This window comes from Streptomyces himastatinicus ATCC 53653, assembly GCF_000158915.1.
Classification (GTDB): Bacteria; Actinomycetota; Actinomycetes; order Streptomycetales; family Streptomycetaceae; genus Streptomyces; species Streptomyces himastatinicus.
In genome coordinates, this window is record NZ_GG657754.1 from 3,083,110 (window position 1) to 3,105,100 (window position 21,991).

The window sequence follows — 21,991 nt, forward strand, 5'->3', positions numbered from 1 at the left end:
TCGAGGTGGTAGCGGCCGTCGGAGCCCAGCAAGCAAGCATCCGCGTCTCGGCATTGTCCGGGTTGGACAGGGACTCGAATTCGGCCACGCTCCAGTGCAGCCAGCGCATGCAGAACAGCCTCATGGTCAGCCCATGGGTGACCAGCAGGACGTTCGGCGGGTGCGCCGGATCCTCGAAACTGCGCCACAGGCTCTCCAGGAACGCGTCCACCCGGTCGTAGACATCGGCCCCGGACTCGCCCTGCGCGAAGCGGTAGAAGAAGTGCCCGTAGGCGTCGCGGTATGCCTTCTGCTTCCGCACATCCTCGCGGTCCTGCCAGTTTCCCCAGTCCTGCTCCCGCAGCCGCGGCTCCTCCCTGACCCGGGTGCGGGAGGGATCCAGGCCGAGCAGTTCCAGGGTCTGGTGGGTACGCCGGTACGGCGACACATAGACCGAAACGCGCTCGTCGGCGAAGGTGGCACGCAGCCCGACACCCGCCTCTTGCGCCTGCTGCCGCCCGGTCTCGGTCAGTCTCAGGGCATGGTCGGGCACACGTTCGTACACCGAGTCATCGGCATTCCCCTCCGATTCTCCGTGCCGTATGAGGATGATGCGCCGGGGTCGTGCCATGCCGCCCACCCTAGATCGGGCGTCCGGCAGGCGCCTCGCTCCCCTCCTCCGTCACCAGGCGGCCGTCGCGGATCTCGCAGAGACGGCCGGTGAACCGGCGGCGCAGCAGCCGGTCGTGCGAGACCACCACCAGCGCGCCTTCCCACCGGTCCAGTGCCTGCTCCAGCTGCTCCACGAGGCCGAGGGCGAGATGGTTGGCGGGCTCGTCGAGCAGCAGGAGATCGGCGGGGCGGGCCAGCAGCCGGGCGAGGGCCAGGCGGCGGCGCTGGCCCGCGGAGAGCGCCCCCACCGGCACATGGAGATCACGCTCATGGAACAGGCCGTACGACAGCAGCAAGGCGGCGTGCTCCTCCGCCGCCCCCGGCAGCCCGAGTCCGAAGGCCGATAACAACCGCTCCCTCGGGCGGGCGACCGGGATCTCCTGCGCGAGGTAGCCGATGCGGCCCCGACGCACCACATGGCCCTCGTCCGGCCGCTCCACACCGGCCATCACGCGCAGCAGCGTGGACTTGCCCGCGCCGTTCGCACCGTGGACGAGCAGCCTCTCGCCCGCGGCCACCGTGAGCGCGTCCACCGCCAGCCGGTCACCCACCCGGACCCCGTCCAGGCCGACGAGCGCCCCTTGCTCGTCGCCCGCCGCGGGGCGCCCGGCGAACCGCAGCGGCTCCGGCGGGCGCGGCACCGGGTCCTCCTGGAGCCTGCGCAGCCGCTCCCGGGCGTTGCGCACACGGCTGGAGACCGAGGACTGCACCCGCCCCCTGTCGCGGTCGTAGGCCAGCTTGTTGCCGTCTTTCATGCCCCGGCCCGGCGCGACCCGCCGCGCCACCGTCGTGGCGGACTCGGCCAGCGCGGCCGTCTCCGCGCACCACTCCTCGTAGGCCTGCTCCCAGCGGCGGCGCGCGGCGGCCTGTTCGGCGAGGAATCCGCGATAGCCCCCGCCGTACCGCACCAAGGTGTGCCGGTCGGCGTCCACCTCGACGATCGCGGTCGCCACCCGCTCCAAGAACATGCGGTCGTGGGAGACCGCCACCAGCGTGCCCGGATGGGCCCGCAGCGCGTCCTCGAGCCAGGTGAGCGCCGCGCCGTCGAGATGGTTCGTGGGCTCGTCGAGAAGCATCACCTCGGGAGCCGCGGCGATCAGACAGGCCAGCCCGAGCCGCGCCTGCTCGCCCCCGGAGAGGCTGCCGAGCCGTCGCCCCCTCCCAATAGACCCCAGCCCCAGACCGTGCAGGGCCTTGTCGACCCGGCTGTCCGCGGCATAGCCCCCGCGCGCCTCGAAGGCCGTGAGCACCTCGCCGTACTCGGCGAGCGCCTCCGGAGCGGAGCCGGTGAGGTCGGCCTCCAGTTCGCGCAGTCTGCGCTCCATGGCGCGGACCTCGGCCAAAGCCGCGTCGATGGCGTCGCGGACCGTGTGGTCAGGGGGCAGCTCGGGCGTCTGGCCGAGGTGCCCCAGACCGCCCTCGGCCAGGGTGACCACGACGCCGTCGTCCGGCGGTTCGGTACCGGCCAGGGCGCGCAGAAGCGTGGACTTGCCCGCGCCGTTCTCCCCGACGACGCCCACGCGCTCACCGGGCCGCACCGCGAACGACACGTCGTCGAGCAGGGTCCGGTCACCTCGGGACAGCGTCACACCGCGCAGTGAGATCTGAGTCGGCAAGGGCACACCTCCGCGCATCCGAGCGGTCCGTCATCGACGGAGCCTGTAAACACAACCATAGTTGCATTACCCTCAGGGTGGCACAGGAAAACCACTAACACAACCGGAGTTGCAATTGTCGGAGAGTGCGTCCCACACGCCCGGCACCGTCCGCCCCGGCGGGCGCACCGCGCGCACCCGTGCCGCAGTGCGCGACGCCGTACTCACCGGCCTCGCCGAGCACGGCTATCCGGGCCTGACGGTCGAGTACGTCGCCGAGCACTCGGGCGTCCACAAGACGACGGTCTACCGGCGCTGGGGCAGCGTCGAGGGGCTGGTGGCCGACGCGCTCCAGCTCGCCGGGGAGGACTCCTGGACACCCCCCGACACCGGCAGCCTCGAAGGCGATCTGCGGACCCTGGCCCGCGAGGTGACCGAGACGTTCGGCGACGCACCGGCCGCGGCCGCACCGACCGCCTTCGTCGCCGCCGCGTTCCAGTCCCGGCGCGCGGCAGAGGCGCTCCATGACTTCTACGCCGAGCGGTTCGCCCGGTGCGAACCCGTGGTGACGCGGGCTGTCGAGCGCGGTGAGGCGCCCGTCGGCACCGACGCCGCGGCGGTCGTCCGGGCCGTATCCGCCCCACTGTTCTTCCGTGTGCTGATCACCCGCGAACCCATCGGCACACCGCTCGCCGACCAGTCTGCGGCAGCGGTCGCCGCCGCCGTCCGGGCCGGGGCGTACCTCCCGGCCGGGTGACGGTCAGAAGCGCGCCCTCAAAGCCGAGGCCGGGCGCGGTCGCGTCCTCAGACCGTCCAGGCGGACTCCACACCCACCACGTCGCCGGCTATCGCGGCCACATCCGCCTCCGTCTGCGCGCGCAACCCCAGCCGCTCCACGCGCTCCACCCGGTACTTCCCGTGTTCGGCGGCCGAGTCCCACATCGACAGCACGAGGAACTCGTTTCCCGGCGCCTCGCCGAAGACCCCGCGCAGCATGCCGGGCGACCCGGCCATCGCCGGATTCCACACCTTCTCCTGCACCAGCGTGAAGTGGTCCACCCGGTCGGCGTGCACCCGGCAGTGCGCGACCCGCAGCACGTCCGCGTCGTTGAACCGGGGCTGGAAGCCGACCTTCACATCGAAGCGATGCTCGAAGAGCCGGACCTGCATGTTCCGGTACGTGCCCGACTGCGCGGCCGCCAACCGATTGTGCGACCGCGCCATGAAGGAGTCGTAGAACGCCCGGCTCTCCCAGAACGCGAAGATGTGCGCCACGTTCGGCCGCCCCCGGCTCCAGCCACCGCCCTGCCCCCGGAATCCCGGCTCGCCGGGCATCCCCGCCCACTTCCGCTGCCCCCGCTCGAACCCCGGGCGGTCCACCACGGTGCAGCGAATCCACTTGACCAGCACCGCGCCATCCTACGGCCCCGACGGTGGCCCGCATCACACAGCGAACCGTCCACCCCGGGCATCGGTGGGTGGACGGGCGGTGCTGCGACGGAGGCCGTATCCGGTCGCCCCCATGGGCCTCCGGTCAGCGCCGCCTGCGTCCCGACCCCGGTCCCGGCCCCGGAAGCCCCGCACCGGCACCCGGCATTCCGGCGCCGGGGGCCGTCAGCCGCATGCCCGGACTCGGCGCGTACGCGGCCGCCTGCAACTGCTGCCCGCCGGGCAGAGGCGCGTACCAGGCGCTTCCGTACAGGACGCTGCTGAGCCCGGACAACAGCCGTTGCACATCGGGTTCCGATCGCACCACCAGCCGCATGAACTGGCTGCTGCTGCCGAGCTTGTTGCCGCACTCGCGCACCAGCACGCCGTGTTCGGACAGCAGCCGGTCCCGCACCTGCACGCCGTCCGCCCCCTCCGGCAGTTTGACGAACACGAAGTTGCCCTGTGAGGGGTAGACGGTCATTCCCGGCAGACATCCCAGCTGCGAAATCATTTCCTGCCGGTCGCGGGCGAGCATCCGCAGGCTCATCTCGTAATCCTGCTGATGGTCCTTGAGCATGAAGACGATGATCTCGGCGAAGGAATTGAGGTTCCACTTCGGCAGCCTGGAGCGGACCTTCCGGGCGAGCGAGGGATTCGCCACCAGGTAGCCGAAGCGCACGCCGTGAAGGCCGAAGTTCTTTCCCAGACTGCGCAGGACGACGACGTTCGGGCGCACCACGGCCTCGTCGACGACGCTCGGCCACGGACCGGAATCAGGGTCGACGAACTCCAGGAAGGACTCGTCGATGACGACCAGATCGAGGTCCGCGAGGGAGTCCATGAACGATATGACGGCGTCACGGGAGAGGAGACCGCCGTCGGGATTGTTCGGATTGCAGATGACGGCGGTGCGTGATCCCCGCTGCCGAATGAACGACACGAAGGCATCGGGATCGAGGGCGAAGCCATGCCGTTCCGGCAGCCGGAACATGTCCACGCGCTTGCCGGTTTCGTCCGGCTGATCCGTCCACCGGCCGAAGGTGGGGATCGGCACGGCCAGGCTGTCCTTGACCAGCAAATGGTCGATCCAGGTGATGAGTTCCGTCGAACCGTTGCCCATCGCCATGGTCTGGGGCTGGAGATCGAGCAGATGCGCCAGTTCGGCTGTGATCGTATCGGCGGAGCTGGGGTAATAGGTGAGAATGTCGCGCAGCATGGCCGACAGCTCGTCGAACATGCCGGGGGTGGGGAAGTAGGGATTACAGGGGATACAGAAATCCACGATGTCCTGTCCGCCGCCCGCTACCCCCGCGCGGTTCAGCATGAAGTACGACGGACTGTGGTTGGTGCCCCGGAAAAGCTGTGCGGCATTACCCGTGTTGCCGATGGCGGCGACAGTCACAGCAAGACCTCCTCGGTCACATGGGCCGTGCTGGGCACGACGTTCGGCTCCGCTTGCACAGAGCGTCGCGCACGAGCCACCGCCAGTCGGGGCGTTGCCGAATTTCATGGTGCGTGTGAGAAGTCGAGTGACAGGAGATACCGGAACCGCTACAGTCCCCCCGGCTTCTGCCTGCCTCCCGGGCGACCACGGCACCGGCGCCACACACACGAGACCTACGCGAGCGGGGCGCGGCCCGAAGGCCACGCCCCGCGTCGAAGGTCACCCGTCAGGGCGGACGATCAGCTGCAACCGCTGGTCGAGCCGCAGCCCTCGCACAGGTAGCAGCTGCCCGCGCGGCGCATCTTGGTGCCGCAGGAGAAGCACAGCGGTGCGTCGGCGTTCAGGCCCAGTTGGATCTCGACCAGTTCGGTCGAGCTGTGGGCCTCCTTCGGGGCGGACGTCTCGGACTGGGCCGCGGTCGTGGTGGCCTTCGGGGCCTCCAGCCGCCGCGGCGCCGACTGGGCCAGGCCCTCGACGTCGACATCGTCCTCGGACGCCTCGTACGAACCGGTCTCCAGGTGACGCTGGCGCTCCTCGGCGGAGTGGATGCCGAGCGCCGACCGGGTCTCGAACGGCAGGAAGTCCAGCGCCAGCCGGCGGAAGATGTAGTCGACGATCGACTGGGCCATCCGCACGTCCGGGTCGTCCGTCATACCGGCTGGCTCGAAGCGCATGTTGGTGAACTTCGAGACGTACGTCTCCAGCGGCACCCCGTACTGGAGACCGACCGAGACGGCGATGGAGAAGGCGTCCATCATGCCCGCGAGGGTCGAGCCCTGCTTGGACATCTTCAGGAAGACCTCACCGAGGCCGTCGTCGGGGTAGGAGTTCGCCGTCATGTAGCCCTCGGCGCCACCGACCGTGAAGGAGGTGGTGATGCCGGGACGGCCCTTGGGCAGGCGCTTGCGGACCGGGCGGTACTCGACGACCTTCTCGACCTCCGGCTCGGCCTGCTCAGCCGCCTTCTCCTCCTTCTTCTTGGCGGAGAGCGGCTGGCCGACCTTGCAGTTGTCGCGGTAGATCGCCAGCGCCTTGAGGCCCAGCTTCCAGCCCTCGAAGTAGATCTCCTCGATCTCCTCGACGGTGGCCGACTCCGACATGTTGACCGTCTTGGAGATCGCGCCGGACAGGAACGGCTGGGCGGCGGCCATCATCCGCACATGGCCCATCGGCGAGATGGAGCGCTCGCCCATCGCGCAGTCGAAGACCTCGTAGTGCTCGAGCTTCAGCCCCGGCGCGTCGATCACATTGCCGTGCTCGGCGATGTGGGCGACGATCGCCTCGACCTGCTCCGGCTGGTAGCCGAGCCGCTTGAGCGCCTTGGGGACCGTGTTGTTCACGATCTGCATCGAGCCGCCGCCGACCAGCTTCTTGAACTTCACCAGGGCCAGGTCCGGCTCGACGCCCGTGGTGTCGCAGTCCATCATCAGGCCGATGGTGCCGGTGGGGGCGAGCACCGACGCCTGGGCGTTGCGGAAGCCGCTCTTCTCACCGAGGCGCAGCACGTCCTGCCATGCCTCGGTGGCCGCCGCCCAGACCGGGGAGTCCAGGTCGTCCACGCGCTTGGCGATGGCGTTGGCGTCCGAGTGCTGCTTCATGACGCGGTTGTGGGCGTCCGCGTTGCGGGCGTAGCCGTCGTACGGGCCGACGACGCCCGCCAGCTCGGCGGAGCGCTTGTACGAGGTGCCGGTCATCAGGGAGGTGATGGCTCCGGCCAGGGCCCGGCCGCCGTCGCTGTCGTAGGCGTGGCCGGTGGCCATCAGCAGGGCGCCGAGGTTGGCGTAGCCGATGCCCAGCTGGCGGAAGGCGCGGGTCGTCTCGCCGATCTTCTGGGTCGGGAAGTCCGCGAAGCAGATGGAGATGTCCATCGCGGTGATGACCAGCTCGACGACCTTGGCGAAGCGCTCGGCGTCGAAGCGCTGGTTGCCGGCGTCGTCGTCCTCGAGGAACTTCATGAGGTTGAGCGAGGCCAGGTTGCACGAGGAGTTGTCCAGGTGCATGTACTCGCTGCACGGGTTGGAGGCGGTGATCCGGCCCGTCTCCGGCGAGGTGTGCCAGTGGTTGATCGTGTCGTCGTACTGGATGCCCGGGTCGGCGCAGGCCCAGGCCGCCTCGGCCATCTTGCGGAAGAGGGACTTGGCGTCGATCTCCTCGATGGGCTCACCGGTCATGCGGCTGCGCAGGCCGAACTGCGAGCCGGACTCCACGGCCTTCATGAACGTGTCGTTCACACGGACCGAGTTGTTGGCGTTCTGGTACTGGACGGACGTGATGTCGTCGCCGCCCAGGTCCATGTCGAAGCCCGCGTCGCGCAGGGCGCGGACCTTCTCCTCTTCCTTGACCTTGGTCTCGATGAACGCCTCGACGTCCGGGTGGTCGACGTCGAGCACGACCATCTTGGCGGCCCGGCGGGTCGCACCGCCCGACTTGATCGTTCCGGCGGAGGCGTCGGCGCCGCGCATGAAGGAGACGGGCCCGGAGGCGTTGCCGCCGGAGGAGAGCAGCTCCTTGGAGGAGCGGATGCGGGAGAGGTTCAGGCCGGCGCCGGAGCCGCCCTTGAAGATCATCCCCTCTTCCTTGTACCAGTCCAGGATCGACTCCATGGAGTCGTCCACGGAGAGGATGAAGCAGGCGCTGACCTGCTGCGGCTGCTTGGTGCCGACGTTGAACCACACGGGCGAGTTGAAGCTGAAGACCTGGTGCAGCAACGCGTACGTGAGCTCGTGATCGAAGATCTCGGCGTCTGCGGGGGAGGCGAAGTAGCCGTTGGCCTCGCCGGACTTGCGGTACGTGCCCACCACCCGGTCGATGAGCTGCTTCAGGCTCGCCTCACGGGTCGGGGAGCCGACCGCGCCGCGGAAGTACTTGCTCGTGACGATGTTGACCGCGTTCACCGACCAGAAGTCGGGGAACTCCACGCCGCGCTGCTCGAAATTGACCGACCCGTCACGCCAGTTGGTCATGACGACGTCACGACGCTCCCAGACCACCTCGTCGTACGGATGCACGCCAGGGGTGGTGTGGACGCGCTCGATACGCAGACCCTTGTTCTTGCTTCCCTTGGAGCGGGAGCCTCGTGCGGGGCCGCTCGTCGTCTCTGTCATTCCGCCTCCCTGTACGGGCGAAAACGCCCTGATGTGCCCATTTCTTCCCGGGCACGGTGTCTCTTGTCTTTCACCCGGAGGCGCGATGCGCCCCGGGCAGGTCTTTGGCCGCCGGTCAGTCGGCGGCAGTGGGCGCGGGGGCCTCCGCGGCCCCGTCGGCGCCGGGCCCGCGGTCGTGCGCGGGAGGCCGTTGCTGGTCACGCAGCTCCGCGACCGCGGCCTCGAAATCCTCGAGCGAGTCGAAGGCGCGGTAGACGGAGGCGAAGCGGAGGTAGGCGACGAGGTCGAGCTCCTGGAGCGGACCGAGTATGGCGAGCCCCACGTCATGGGTGGACAGCTCGGCGCTCCCGGTGGCCCGTACGGCCTCCTCCACGCGCTGACCGAGCTTGGCGAGGGCGTCCTCGGTGACGGGACGGCCCTGGCATGCCTTGCGGACCCCGGAGATGACCTTGTCGCGACTGAAGGGCTCGGTGACCCCGCTCCGCTTGATCACCATCAGTGACGCGGTCTCCACGGTCGTGAAGCGGCGCGCACAGTCGGGGCACTGGCGGCGCCTGCGGATCGAGCAGCCGTCGTCCGTGGTCCGGCTGTCGACGACGCGGCTGTCGGGGTGCCTGCAGAAGGGGCAGTGCATGACTCCGTACCCTCCCTCACCCTCAAGAACGGCGCATGACTGACAAGCTCCGACCGGCAGCGCAGGCCCGTCGAAGCGACCACAAGCATAGGCGAAGATCTCGGCAACGAATCACCGGGGACCACAAGCTGTGGGTGGCTGACATCCATCAAACCACTAGATCTGGGGTCTGGCACCCAATCGCACCGCGCGGCGTGTCATGACTCGGGAGCAGGCACGAGACTACGCGAACCCCACGGGTCCCGGATCCACAGGGGCCGGGGTGCAAGACTGAGGCCCAGCGCCGGGCACGGCCGAAACCCGCCACCGGAAACGACCGAAGCCTGCCGCAGGACACGACCGAGACCCGCGACCGGGCACGGTCGGAGCCCGCTTCTCAGCCCGTACCGGAACCGCCTTATACACCCAAGCCTGTGATCACGTCAGCTCATCTGGGATATTTCACTCGAACGTGTGTTTGGCGCAACCTTTCGAAAGCAACTACCGTTGTCCAACTAGGGAGAACATCTCGAGAGGGGCCGTCGTGACCACCACCGCAGAGAGCGCCACTGTTACCGCCCAGGAGCGCTCCCAGAGCCGACTCGAACAGACACACGCGATGAATCAGACTCACGCGATCAACGACGCGAGCACGAACCCGGAGGGGCAGAAGGCGACCCGATCACTACCAGGGCGACCTCCAGGCATCCGGGCGGACAGTTCAGGGCTGACCGACCGGCAGCGTCGCGTCATCGAAGTCATCCGCGACTCTGTGCAGCGGCGCGGCTACCCGCCGTCCATGCGGGAGATCGGTCAGGCGGTGGGCCTCTCCAGCACCTCGTCCGTCGCCCATCAGCTCATGGCCCTGGAGCGCAAGGGCTTCCTGCGGCGTGACCCCCACCGGCCCCGGGCGTACGAGGTCCGTGGCTCGGACCAGCCCAGCGCGCAGCCGACGGACACCACCGGCAAGCCCGCCGCTTCCTACGTGCCGCTGGTCGGCCGGATCGCGGCCGGCGGGCCGATCCTCGCCGAGGAGTCGGTCGAGGATGTCTTCCCCCTCCCCCGCCAGCTGGTCGGCGACGGTGAGCTGTTCGTCCTGAAGGTGGTCGGCGACTCCATGATCGAGGCCGCCATCTGCGACGGGGACTGGGTCACGGTGCGCCGCCAGCCCGTCGCCGAGAACGGTGACATCGTCGCCGCGATGCTCGACGGGGAGGCGACGGTGAAGCGGTTCAAGCGCGAGGACGGCCATGTCTGGCTGCTCCCGCACAACGCCGCGTACCAGCCGATCCCCGGTGACGAGGCGACCATTCTGGGCAAGGTCGTCGCGGTGCTGCGGCGCGTCTGAGCCGACGGACCGAGGTGCGCCTCCAGCAGGCGTGCCCAGCGACCGGGCCCCGGGACCACTGCGCCGGTTCCGGGGCCCTGCTGTATGCCCGCGCCCCTACGCGCCCTCGGCCTTGGCCGCCGCGTCGATCGCGGCCAGGGAACGGCGTACCTGGTTGCGGTCGGTCGTGTACCAGAAGTCCGGCATGGTCTTGCGCAGGAACGAGCCGTAGCGGGCGCGCTCGACCCGCGGGTCCAGAACGGCGACGATGCCGCGGTCCCCGGAGGCCCGCACCAGCCGGCCCGCGCCCTGCGCCATCAGAAGGGCGGCGTGCGTGGCCGCGACCGCCATGAAGCCATTGCCACCGGCCTCCTCCACCGCCTTCTGGCGAGCGCTCATCAGCGGGTCGTCGGGGCGCGGGAAGGGCACCCGGTCCATGACCACCAGCTGACAGCTCGGGCCCGGCACATCCACGCCCTGCCACAGCGACAGCGTCCCGAACAGGCAGGTCCTGGCATCGGCGGCGAAGGTCCGGATCAGCTCGCCGAGGGTCTCCTCGCCCTGGAGGAGGATGGGCATGTCGAGCCGTCCGCGCAGCTCCTCCGCGGCGGCCTGCGCGCCGCGCATGGACGAGAACAGCCCGAGCGTGCGCCCGCCCGCGGCTTCCACCAACTCGGCCAGCTCATCGAGCATGTCGCTGCGGCTGCCCTCGCGGCCGGGCTGGGCGAGATGCTTGGCGACGTAGAGGATCCCCTGCTTCGCGTAGTCGAAGGGCGAGCCGACATCGAGGCCCTGCCAGCGCGGAGCGGACTCCTCGCCGCCCTCGGGGTCCTGCGGGCTCTCGGGAGCGAGACCGAGCGACGCGGCCACCCCGTTGAAGTCCCCGCCGATCTTGAGGGTGGCGGAGGTGAGGATCACCGAGCGGTCCTCGAACAGCTTCTCGCGCAGCAGACCGGACACGGACAGCGGGGCGACGCGCAGCGAGGCACCGAAACGGTCGTGCCGCTCGTACCAGACCACGTCGAACTCGGAGCCCTCCACGATCCGCTCCGCCACCTGGTGGATGTTCTCCACCGCGCCCAGGGCCTGCTTACGGACAGCGTCCTCGTCCTGAACCGAGGCATCACGGGTGGCGCCGAGCGCGGAGATCACCGTGCGGGCCGCGTCGCGCAACGCCATCAGGGCATAGCTCAGGTCCTCGGGGATGGTCTCGAGGCGGCCGGGCAGAGCCAGCTCCATGATCCGCTCGAAGGTCTCCGAGGCGGTCTGGAGATCGTCGGCCGCCTTCTCGTTGACCAGCTTGGCGGCGCGCCGCACGGCCCGGTTGACCTGGCCGGGGGTGAGCTCGCCGCTGGCGACGCCAGTGACGCGGGAGACCAGCTCATGAGCCTCGTCGACGATCAGCACCTCGTGGCCGGGCAGGACCGGGGCACCCTCGATGGCGTCGATGGCGAGCAGCGCGTGGTTGGTGACGATCACCTCGGCGAGCTTGGCGCGCTCGCGGGCGGCCTCGGCGAAGCACTCCGCGCCATAGGCGCACTTGGACGCGCCGAGGCACTCCCGGGAGGTGACCGACACCTGGGACCAGGCACGGTCGGAGACGCCGGGCGTCAGGTCGTCGCGGTCGCCCGTCTCGGTCTCGTCGGACCAGTCACGCAGCCGCATCAGGTCCTTGCCCAGCTTGCTGGTGGGCGCGGCCGCCTCGAAGGGGTCGAACAGCCCGGCCTCGTCGGCGTCGTCCTGCGGCACGCCTTCGTGGAGGCGGTGCAGGCACAGGTAGTTGGACCGCCCCTTGAGCATGGCGAACTCGGGGCGGCGGCGCAGCAGCGGATGCAGAGCGTCGACGGTACGCGGCAGGTCGCGCTCGACGAGCTGTCGCTGAAGGGCGAGGGTCGCCGTGGCGACGACGACGGGCTCGCCGTGGGCGAGGGCGGGCACCAGATAGCCGAGCGACTTTCCGGTGCCGGTGCCGGCCTGGACCAGCAGATGGGAGTTGTCGTCGATCGCCTCGGCCACGGCTTCGGCCATGGCTGTCTGACCAGGGCGTTCGGTGCCGCCGACGGCGGTGACGGCGGCGTGCAGCAGATCTGCGAGTGGAGGCGAGGACGTGTCAGTCATAGGGCTGCCAGCCTACGCGGCGGCACCGACATCACTCTCGCTGGCGGTCGCATCACCCTCCGTGGAGGGAACGCGTGGCAGAGGCGGAACCCGGACGGGCCGAGCGGTGTATCACAGGCAAAGGCGGCGATCGGATGCCGTCGAAGATCGCAGGGGGTCACGATGGCTCACAGCAGATGGCGCAGGGCGCGGTCGCGCAGCATCAGTGCCGCGCGTTTGCCGGGGAGGTCCACCTCGGCGGAGAAGCGGAAACCGGCGCCGAGGAAGGCCGCGACGCAGGGGGTGTTGCGCAGGTCGGGTTCGGCCACGACGCGCGCGCAGGACGGGCGGTGTTCGAGTACGAGATCGGCCGCGGCGCGGAGCAGGGTTGTGCCCAGACCCTGGCCACGGTCGCCGATGCGGCCGATGAGCAGGTGGATGCCGGTGTCGTGCGGCCGGGCGGGGTAGTGCCGGGCGAGTGGGTCGAGGTCGGCCCGGTACACCTCCCAGTAGCTCATCGGGACTCCGTCCAGCACTCCCAGACAGGGCACGCTCCGCCCATCGCCGTCGAGCTGGCCGCCCAGGTGGCTCGCCGTGACGTCGTCCGGGCCGCCGAGTTCCCAGAAGGCGGCCACGGCGGGGTCGTTCATCCATCGGGCGATGAGCCGCAGATCGCGCCCGATGCGGACCGGGACCAGTTGGAAGGCCCCCGCCGGGGTGCTGGTGGGCCCCCATTCGGCGATGCGGTCGAGGAGGTCGGGGCGGCTGTCGAACTCCGGGCCGGTCAGCTGGCTCTCGGGGATTCGCGCGGTGTGTTCTTCCTGGCGCATCCGCATGTCGATGGTGTCGTCGGTGCTGGAGTCGGAGTGCGACACGGCGACGCTCTCCTCTCATGGATGTCAGACGCGCCGTGAGGGGCGTGATCGGCGGGGTGGACGGACGTCAGGCCGTGGAAGCGGCGGAAGTGACAAGGGGGTTGGCGATGGTGACGTAGACGGACTGGGTGTCGACCGGCCCGACGAGTTCGTCCAGGCCGCGCAGGCGGGTGAGCAGATTGGCCTTGCAGCGCAGGGTGGGCGTCTCGAGGAGGCGGGCGGGCAACCGCGAGCGGAGCTTGCCGGGGCCGGACGCGGCGTCGGCGAGGAAGCGGCGGAACGCGGCCAGCAGCACCCGCTCGTCGGCGAGCCGCTGCGCCCCGAACGCCCCGATCACGCCGAGGACGTTGTTGACCCCGAGGTAGTAGGCGAAGCGCTCATCGGTGACCTCGTCGGACACGAAGGTGTCGCTGGGCCCGCCGATCCCGGGCAGCCGCCGCTGGAGATCGTCATAGCGGGACTCACGGAAGTAGTAGCCCTGGTTGTCCCGGTAGCGGCCCCCGACCGGCCAGCCGTCCGGGTCCAGCAGCACCAGGGTGTTCTGCTGGTGCGCCTCCAAGGCGATGCCTGCCTCCCCGTCCAGCCAGAGCACGGGGCGTACGACCGTGTGCAGATAGCGCAGGAACCACTCGGCGCTGACGGCCGCGGAGGAGCGGCCGGTGCGGGCGGCGAGCCGGGCGACGAGGTGGGCCAGGCGTGAGCGCATCGCGGGCTGCCCCGGCCAGGTCCGGAGGGAGAGGAGCCCGGCGACGCAGACGGCGTCGTCGCCCGGGCCGAACGGGTTGTGCCGGATGACGACGTCGAGGCCGGTCAGGGGGTCGCCATCCGGCCCGTCCACCGCGAGCCAGGCCGGGTCACGGACGATGTCGAAGCCGGATCCGGGGAAGGCGGACCGCCACTGCTCCGCCAGCCCGCTGCGCAGCAGCCGGTGCACCTCGACGCCGCGGCGAAGCTCCTTGCGGAGGTTCTCGCGGCGGGAGTTGGTGATCCGCAGGCCGAGGGAGAGTTTGAGCATCGCGGGCGCACCGGGCCGGTAGACGGTGCGGACCGAGGAAGTGGGGTGCCAGTGTCCGCCGGCCGGGCCGAGGTCGTGCAGCAGGCCCGCGTCGAACAGCGCGGCGGCGGCCGGGCGGTGCCGGACCTCGTGGGCCTGCCAGGGGTGGAGAGGCAAGGGCACGGATCCGGGCGGCAGTTGCAGACCACTGCCCGCGAGCGAGAGGGCCAGCCTCTCGGCGGGCACCGTTCTGCCACGTTCGGTCCAGGCCGACTCGCAGGCGAGCACGGAACGGTCAACGGCGAACCAGTGCAGGGGGAAGGAGCCACGCGATTCGGGTGAGCACACAGGCGAGGCAGCGTCGGAGAGACCTTCGCGGCTCTTCGGTGTGGGATGAAGGGGGTGACCGAGGAGGAGGGACTGTTCCGCGCTGAGAAAGGGGGTTCCGGCGTCGGGGTCGGCGGGCACGGCCCGGCGGTGGGCCAGGAATTGGGCGGTACGTCGTACGGAGTCCGCAACGCGGCCGATGAGTTCGGAGGCCTCCGCGTCGGTCTCGTCCTGCCGGGCTGCGTACGCCGCCTCCCGGGTGAGCAGCGCCGCGAGGGCCACCGCGCCGACGGCGGGGGCGTCCCAGGGGCCGTGTTCCAGCACCGGCGCCCCGAAGCGGTGCCAGCCGGTGGCCGACCAGTAGCGCACGGGCACCTGGAGAGACGTGCCGCTCGCGGCAAGGGGGATGCGCAGGGTGTCCCCGTCCGGGGGCCCTGCGGCGGTCTCCCGTACCCAGCAGCGCAGCAGGTTCTCGACCCCCGCGGCTTCGGCGGCGAGCTGCGGATCGGGATGGTCGAGCGGGTCCTGCCCGGCGGTGGGAGCGGGCCCCTCGGGTGCGTCATGACCGCTGTGGTCCTGCCGCGGTACCGGGGCCGTCCCGACGAGGGGCGGCTCGGCAGAGGCTGCCGGCGGTGCGAGTGCCGTGGCCCGCGTCGGCGCGCTCTGCGCGGGCCCAGCCGACACGGGCTCAGCCGACGCAGGTGGGGACGGTGCGGGCTGGGGCACCGTGACCTGGGTCGACGCGAGCCGGGTCGGCGCGGCCTTGGGCGGTGCTGGGTGGGGCGGCACGGCCTTGGGTGGCGTGGGCGGGAGTCCGGTTGGCTCCGCGGCGGTCATGGCTGCGGGCGGCTGGGGCGCGAACGGCTCGGGACTGGTGGGCTCGACGGTGGAGGGCTCCGTAGTCGGCGGCCCGGCTGGGGGCGTTGCCGACTTGGGCGGCGGGGCGGTGGGCTGAGGCTGTGCCGTCGCGGAGTGCAGCACCCGACGCTGTGGTGCCGTCGGCGCGACCGCGGGCGGGAACCCCGTCGTCGTCTCCGCGGAGGGCGAGGGAGGGGGTGCCTCGCCTCCGGGTTGGGGGTGCCCGGGAGCGGTGCGGGCCGTCCGGTCGCTCATGGCGCCGTCCTCCGGGTCCGGCTGGGGATACAAGGGGGCTCGCCCAGGGGAGTGCGGCATGGTCGGTGCGGCGCTCGCGTCACGGCCTTCACGCCGGGAGCCTGGCGCCTGCCTCCTTCGATGGTGCGGTGGTGGTGCGGTCCTACGGCCGCGGGGCGCGTCACCGGTGGCCTCCGGTGAAGGGCGGGCCGGGTGGCGGGAGTTCATGGGCGGCGCGGTCGCCGAGAGCGCGGATCGCGGCGTCCAGGGCGTCGGCGAGCCGGTCCAGAACGGCTTCGGCCTGCTCGTCGGTGATGGTCAGCGGAGGAAGGAGACGGATCACGGCGGAGTGGCGGCCGCCGAGTTCGACGATCAGGCCGCGATGCAGGCACTCCCGCTGTACGGCAGCCGCCAGCATCGGGGCGGCGCGACGGGCGGTGGCACCGGTGTCCGTACCACCGTCTGCACGGCGGGCTGCGCGGCCGTCCGCGCGTCCCTCCACACCGGCGAAGGTGCCGGTCGTCGGGGTGGTCCCGGTCGTGGCCTCTGGGCATTCCGGGCCGGGGTCCGGCCGCGCCGGGTCGACCAGTTCCAGGCCGATCATGAGGCCGCGGCCGCGGACGTCCCCGATGTGGGGGCACTGCGCGGCGAGGGCGCGCAGCCGGGTCAGCATCCGCTCACCGACGACCGCGGCCCGCTGCGCGAGGCCGTTCTCGCGGACGTACGCGAGGGTGGCCGCGCCCGCCGCCATCGCCAGCTGGTTGCCCCGGAAGGTGCCCGCGTGGGCGCCGGGCCGCCAGGTGTCCAGCTCCTCCCGGTAGACCACGACGGCCAGCGGCAGGCTGCCACCGATGGCTTTCGACAGCACCATCACATCGGGCACCACGCCGCTGTGTCCGACCGCCCAGAAGGAACCGGTGCGCCCCACGCCGGTCTGCACCTCGTCCGCGATGAGGGGGATGCCGCGGGCCGCGGTGATCTCCCGCGTCCGGCGCAGCCAGCCGTCCGGTGCGGGGATCACCCCGCCCTCGCCCTGTACCGGTTCGAGGATCATCCCGGCGGGTGCGGCCGTCCCGCCCTTCGGGTCGTCCAGCAGCCGCTCGGTCCAGCGCGCCGCGAGGTCCGCGCCGCGTTCACCGCCCACCCCGAACGGGCAGCGGTAGTCGTAGGGGAAGGGCAACCGGGTCACGCTCACCGCGGGGGCGCCGCCGGAGGCGGCGAGCGCCCCGGCCGTCATCCCGTGGTAGGCCCCGGAGAAGGCCAGCAGGCCGTCCCGCCCCGTGGCGGTCCGTACCAGCTTGAGTGCGGCCTCGACCGCGTCCGTGCCCGCGGGGCCGCAGAACTGGACCCGTGCGTGGGCGGCGAGTTCGGGCGGCAGCGTGGCGAACAGTTCGTCCGTGAAGGCGTCCTTGACCGGCGTGGCCAGGTCCAGGACCTGGAGCGGGGCGCCCGAGTCCAGGACGGCGCGGATCGCTTCCAGCACCACCGGGTGGTTGTGCCCGAGCGCCAGCGCCCCGGCTCCGGAGAGGCAGTCGAGGTAGCGGCGGCCGTCGGCGCCCTCGATCGTCAGCCCGCGGGCGCGCACCGGGACGATGGGCAGCGCCCGGGCGTAGGTGCGGGCGGCCGACTCCCGCAGCGACTGGCGCCGCAGGATGGCCGGAGCGTCCTCGCCGGACCCTTCGCCGTCCGGCACGACGGGCGGCGAAGGGTCCGGCGTCATCGGCGGGAGCTGGGGTCATGGCCACGGCTCACGGTCCTCTCGCTGCTGAACGCCCTCCGACTGTCCCCCGTACGTACCAACGACGTGTCAGGCCCGGGATCACGGGCTGACCGAAGATCCTTGCCGCCGGGAACCGAGGACCCGCCTGTAGCCGTCGTAGGCGGCACCGGCATAGTGGGGGATCACCCCACTGTCGGGGGGAGCATGACAATTCCAGACAGGCCGTGAAGCAGTTCAGAACATCAGGGGGAGTTCCGCCCATGCCTTTCAAACGCCGACCCGCGCTCGCCTCGGCGGCCATCGCCGCGGTGCTGGCGCTCACCGCCACCGCGTGCGGATCGTCGGACGACTCGGCCGATGCCAAGGCGTCCGCATCGTCGGCGCAGCAGGGCGCGGACGACATCAAGCTGCCCGACAACATCAACGACAAGCTGAAGAACCTCGGCGTCGATCTGGACGAGTGGAAGAACGGCGCCTGGAACAAGTGGGACCGGGACGACTGGCTCCGCGAGGCGGGCGACTTCATCAACCCGATCATCAAGGGGCTGTGGAAGCCGGACCGGATGCGGGATGCCCAGGAGCCGGAGGAGCAGGTCGACGACAGCGACATCGCTGACGACCAGGGTGTGACCGACCCTGATCCGCAGCCGGTGAAGGCGCAGGAGGTCGACAGCCCGTACAGCTCCCGCGTTCCCTACGCGGGCAAGGTCTTCTTCGACGGCCCCGAGGGGTCGATGGTCTGCTCCGCGACCGTGGTCGAGGACCCCGCCCACCCCGGCAAGTCCAACATGGTCTGGACCGCGGGCCACTGCGTCCATGCGGGCAAGGGCGGCGGCTGGTACAAGAACCTGATGTTCGTGCCCTCGTACAACGACTCCGGCAAGTCGGCGGCCGAGCTGGAGAACGCCACCCGGGAAGAGCTCGCCCCCAAGGGCGTCTGGTGGGCCGACTGGGCGCAGACCTCCTCCCAGTGGATCGACAGCGGCGCGGCCACCGGTGGCAAGGGCGCACCGTACGACTTCGCGGTCATGCACGTGAAGCCTGAGGTCAGCGGCGGCAAGTCGCTGGAGGAGACGGTCGGCGGCGCGCTGCCGGTCGACTTCAACGCACCGGCCGTGAAGTCCATCGACGAGATCACGGCCACCGGCTACCCTGCGGCCCCGCCGTTCGACGGCCAGAAGATGAACCAGTGCGCCGACAAGTCGGGCAGGCTGTCGCTGGATGCCAAGCAGCCGACCATGTACCGCATCGGCTGCACGATGACCGCCGGTTCGTCCGGTGGCGGCTGGGTCGCGAACGGTGCGAACGGCAAGCCCTCACTGGTGTCCAACACCTCGATAGGCCCGTCCAACGCCACCTGGCTGGCGGGCCCCCATCTGGGTCCCGAGGCCAAGGGCGTCTACAACGCGGTCAGCAAGAAGTTCGCGGGTCAGTAGTCACCCGCGGTCAGCAGCGGCGAAGGCCCGCCCCCCGGAATGGAGGGGGCGGGCCTTCGCCGTGAGCCGTTCGGTGCTCTACTGCCGCGCACCTGCCGCGGCCGGTACGAACCGGCGCAGCTCGGCGGCCAGCTCCTCGTGCACCCGTGCCTTGAGCAGCGTGCCCTCCGGGGTGTGCTCCTCGGAGATCACCTCGCCGTCGGCGTGCGTACGCGAGACCAGCTTGCCCTCGGTGTACGGCACCAGTGCCTCGATCTCGACCTGCGGCCTGGGCAGCTCGTGATCGATCACCTCGAGCAGTTCGTCGATGCCCTGCCCGGAGCGGGCCGAGACGGCCATCGCGCTCCGCTCCATGCGCAGCAGCCGCTGTAGCACGAGCGGATCGGCCTTGTCCGCCTTGTTGATGACCACGATCTCGGGCACGTCGACGGCGCCCACGTCACGGATCACCTCGCGCACCGCGGCCAGCTGCTCCTCCGGCGCCGGATGCGAGCCGTCCACCACATGGAGGATCAGATCGGCGTCGCCGACCTCCTCCATGGTGGAACGGAACGCCTCGACCAGGTGGTGCGGCAGATGGCGGACGAAGCCGACGGTGTCCGCCAGCGTGTACAGCCGCCCGCTGGGCGTCTCGGCCCGGCGCACGGTCGGGTCCAGGGTGGCGAACAGCGCGTTCTCCACCAGCACGCCCGCGCCGGTGAGCCGGTTGAGCAGCGAGGACTTGCCCGCGTTGGTGTATCCCGCGATGGCGACCGAGGGGACCTTGTGACGCCTGCGCTCCTGCCGCTTGATGTCACGGCCGGTCTTCATCTCGGCGATCTCGCGGCGCATCTTCGCCATCTTCTCGCGGATGCGGCGCCGGTCCGTCTCGATCTTGGTCTCACCGGGACCACGGGTGGCCATACCGCCGCCCGACGATCCGGAGCCACCGCCACCCATCTGCCGGGACAGCGACTGACCCCAGCCGCGCAGCCGCGGCAGCATGTACTGCATCTGCGCGAGCGAGACCTGGGCCTTGCCCTCGCGGGACTTGGCGTGCTGGGCGAAGATGTCGAGGATCAGGGCGGTGCGGTCGACCACCTTGACCTTGACGACGTCCTCGAGATGGATCAGCTGGCCGGGGCTCAGCTCACCGTCGCACACGACGGTGTCGGCACCGGATTCGATCACGATCTCGCGCAGTTCCTCGGCCTTGCCGGAGCCGATGTACGTCGCGGGGTCCGGCTTGTTGCGGCGCTGGATGACGCCGTCGAGCACCACGGCGCCCGCGGTCTCCGCGAGCGCGGCCAGCTCGGCGAGGGAGTTGTCCGCGTCCTGCGCCGTGCCGGACGTCCAGACGCCGACCAGCACCACGCGCTCCAGGCGCAGCTGCCGGTACTCGACCTCGGTGACGTCCTCGAGCTCGGTGGAGAGTCCCGCCACGCGCCGCAGAGCGGCACGGTCCGAGCGGTCGTACTGGTCGCCGTCACGCTCCCCGTCGATCTCGTGACTCCAGGCGACGTCCTCTTCCATCAGGGCGTCGGCCCGAAGGCTCTCGGCGAGGCTCTGCCGGTCCTGCGGAAGGGAAGAGGAGTGGGTCAAAGGAATCCTTACGTCGAGGGACATCGTCATTGTGGACAACGCACGACCGGCCCGTGGGATTCCCCACCGCTCCGGCCGCGACGCCGACCCCTCGATGGTCGCACGCGGCGGCGGGGCAGTCACTCGGGTTTCACGGTATGGCGCGCCGCCGAGCCGTGCGGGGCGGAGGAGGCCGCGGGCTTGGCCCCCGGCTTCGCGCCCGGCTTGGCCCCCGGCTTCGCGTCCGGCTTCGGGGTGGGCCTCCAGTCGGGGTGCCCGGGCATCTTCGGCGTCTTCTTGCCGTACAGCCAGGGGCGCAGGAAGCCGTTCAGATCCTTGCCCGCCACCTCCGAGGCGAGCCGGACGAAGTCGGCGGTCGAGGCCACCCCGTCCCGGTGGCGGACCACCCACTGCCGCTCCAGCCGCTCGAAGTCCGCCCGGCCGATCCGCTCCCGCAGCGCGTACAGGACCAGGGCGCTGCCGTCGTAGACGATCGGGCGGAAGAGCCCGATCTGCTTGCCGGGTTCGGCGGGCCGGGGCGCGGCGGGCGGCCCTCCGGCGGCGCGCCAGGCGTCGGACTGCTCGTAGGCCAGCCGCATCCGGCGCTCCAGGCTCTCCTTGCCGTACTGCTCCGCGTACAGCGCCTCGTACCAGGTGGCATGGCCTTCGTTGAGCCACAGATCGGACCAGCGACGCGGGCTGACGCTGTCACCGAACCACTGGTGCGCCAGTTCGTGCAGCATGATCGACTCCACGTACCAGCGCGGGAACTCGTCGCCGGTGAAGAGGCCCCGTTCGAAGAGCGAGAGCGTCTGGGTCTCCAGCTCGAAGCCCGTGGTGGCGTGGGAGATCAGCACTCCGTAGTCCTCGAACGGGTACGGACCGACCTTCTTCTCCATCCAGCTCAGCTGCCCCGGAGTGCGCGCGAGCCACTTCGCGAGCTTCTTGCGGTCCGCGGCGGGCACCACGTCACGCACCGGCAGCCCGTGCGGGCCGGTGCGGTGGAGCACGGCGGACCGGCCGATGGAGACCTGGGCCAGCTCGGTGGCCATGGGGTGGGCGAGGCGGTACGACCAGGTGGTGCGCGCCCCCTCGCGGACGCGCCCGGCCGGAAGACCGCCAGCGACGACCGTGAGGTTCTTCGGCGCGGTGACCCGGAAGGTGAAGCGCGCCTTGTCGGACGGATGGTCGTTGCACGGGAAGACCCGGTGGGCGGCGTCGGCCTGATTGGCCATGGCCAGTCCGTCCCGGGTGCGGACCCAGCCGCCGCTCGCGCCGTCCCCAGGGTCGCTGGTGTGCCGGACGGTGATCCGGAAGTCCGCGCCCCGCTCGATCCTGGTGCGCGGGGTGATGACCAGGTCCTCGCCCGCGGTGGCGAACGCGGTGGGCGCGCCGTCGACCCGTACGGAGCGCACGGTGCCCTGGGTGAAGTCCAGGTTGAGGGTGCGTAATCCGGCGGTGGCACGGGCGTCGATGGTGGTGACGGCGTCCAGCGGCCGGTCCGCGCGGCGGTAGTCCAGGGCGATGTCGTACGCCGTGACGTCGTAGCCGGGGTTGCCGAGCCGCGGATAGAGCGGGTCACCGATGCCGAGCGGGCGCGGGCCCGCGGGGCTCACCGGCCCGGCGGCGGAGGACGGGCCGACCGAGGCGAGAACGGCGGCCAGGGCGACGGCCACGAGGGCGGTCCTGCGGCGCCCCATCCGAGGAAGGGGACCGGCCATCCGC

The 21,991-nt window shown here is 70.9% G+C and carries 15 protein-coding genes; 3 read left to right on the top strand and 12 right to left on the bottom strand.

Translation table 11 applies throughout. The features are described 5' to 3' along the window. Together SSOG_RS53500 and SSOG_RS12485 are read right to left on the bottom strand one after the other, a co-directional pair. Positions 1-610: histidine phosphatase family protein (locus SSOG_RS53500; protein ID WP_208867350.1), on the bottom strand; the 610-nt coding region annotated here is incomplete at its 3' end. A gap of 10 nt (positions 611-620) precedes the next feature. Then, positions 621-2,285, bottom strand: coding sequence for an ABC-F family ATP-binding cassette domain-containing protein (locus tag SSOG_RS12485; protein ID WP_009714580.1), 1,665 nt, complete (start codon positions 2,283-2,285; stop codon positions 621-623). A 91-nt stretch (positions 2,286-2,376) separates the two neighbouring features. On the opposite strand from SSOG_RS12485, the gene SSOG_RS12490 reads away from it, so the two are divergent. Then, entirely contained in the window at positions 2,377-3,003 is a 627-nt protein-coding gene (locus tag SSOG_RS12490) for a TetR/AcrR family transcriptional regulator (protein WP_009714581.1), read from the top strand. A gap of 47 nt (positions 3,004-3,050) precedes the next feature. Here the strand turns inward: SSOG_RS12490 and SSOG_RS12495 are convergent, their stop codons facing one another. The 4 genes from SSOG_RS12495 to nrdR form a co-directional block, all read right to left on the bottom strand. Further along, positions 3,051-3,656, bottom strand: coding sequence for a YdbC family protein (locus tag SSOG_RS12495; protein WP_009714582.1), 606 nt, complete (start codon positions 3,654-3,656; stop codon positions 3,051-3,053). 124 nt (positions 3,657-3,780) lie between these two features. Then, the gene (locus tag SSOG_RS12500; RefSeq protein WP_425385414.1) at positions 3,781-5,187 is read right to left on the bottom strand and encodes a pyridoxal phosphate-dependent aminotransferase; all 1,407 of its coding nucleotides are present in this window, start codon (positions 5,185-5,187) and stop codon (positions 3,781-3,783) included. Positions 5,188-5,360: 173 nt separating this feature from the next. Next, positions 5,361-8,225 (bottom strand): vitamin B12-dependent ribonucleotide reductase, encoded by a 2,865-nt coding sequence (locus tag SSOG_RS12505; protein WP_009714584.1) that lies wholly within the window; start codon positions 8,223-8,225, stop codon positions 5,361-5,363. A 115-nt stretch (positions 8,226-8,340) separates the two neighbouring features. After that, a complete protein-coding gene (gene nrdR / locus SSOG_RS12510) occupies positions 8,341-8,859 on the bottom strand; it encodes a transcriptional regulator NrdR (protein WP_009714585.1) in 519 nt (172 codons plus the stop codon). 523 nt (positions 8,860-9,382) lie between these two features. On the opposite strand from nrdR, the gene lexA reads away from it, so the two are divergent. Next, a complete protein-coding gene (lexA, locus tag SSOG_RS12515) occupies positions 9,383-10,186 on the top strand; it encodes a transcriptional repressor LexA (RefSeq protein WP_009714586.1) in 804 nt (267 codons plus the stop codon). Between the two features lie 96 nt (positions 10,187-10,282). Here the strand turns inward: lexA and SSOG_RS12520 are convergent, their stop codons facing one another. The 4 genes from SSOG_RS12520 to SSOG_RS12535 form a co-directional block, all read right to left on the bottom strand. Continuing rightward, entirely contained in the window at positions 10,283-12,283 is a 2,001-nt protein-coding gene (locus SSOG_RS12520; protein WP_009714587.1) for an ATP-dependent DNA helicase, read from the bottom strand. A 167-nt stretch (positions 12,284-12,450) separates the two neighbouring features. Then, positions 12,451-13,137 (bottom strand): GNAT family N-acetyltransferase, encoded by a 687-nt coding sequence (locus tag SSOG_RS12525; protein ID WP_009714588.1) that lies wholly within the window; start codon positions 13,135-13,137, stop codon positions 12,451-12,453. 67 nt (positions 13,138-13,204) lie between these two features. Next, complete coding sequence (locus SSOG_RS12530) at positions 13,205-15,142, bottom strand: IucA/IucC family protein (protein ID WP_009714589.1); 1,938 nt, start codon at positions 15,140-15,142, stop codon at positions 13,205-13,207. Positions 15,143-15,731: 589 nt separating this feature from the next. After that, positions 15,732-17,270, bottom strand: coding sequence for a diaminobutyrate--2-oxoglutarate transaminase family protein (locus SSOG_RS12535; protein ID WP_009714590.1), 1,539 nt, complete (start codon positions 17,268-17,270; stop codon positions 15,732-15,734). 260 nt (positions 17,271-17,530) lie between these two features. On the opposite strand from SSOG_RS12535, the gene SSOG_RS12540 reads away from it, so the two are divergent. Then, positions 17,531-18,706: a trypsin-like serine peptidase gene (locus SSOG_RS12540; RefSeq protein WP_039937358.1), complete on the top strand. Its 1,176-nt coding sequence runs from the start codon at positions 17,531-17,533 to the stop codon at positions 18,704-18,706. 78 nt (positions 18,707-18,784) lie between these two features. On the opposite strand, the gene hflX is transcribed toward SSOG_RS12540, so the two are convergent. Together hflX and SSOG_RS12550 are read right to left on the bottom strand one after the other, a co-directional pair. Then, a complete protein-coding gene (gene hflX / locus SSOG_RS12545; RefSeq protein WP_009714592.1) occupies positions 18,785-20,287 on the bottom strand; it encodes a GTPase HflX in 1,503 nt (500 codons plus the stop codon). A gap of 119 nt (positions 20,288-20,406) precedes the next feature. Next, entirely contained in the window at positions 20,407-21,966 is a 1,560-nt protein-coding gene (locus SSOG_RS12550) for a M1 family metallopeptidase (protein ID WP_342634294.1), read from the bottom strand. Positions 21,967-21,991 lie beyond the last annotated feature (25 nt).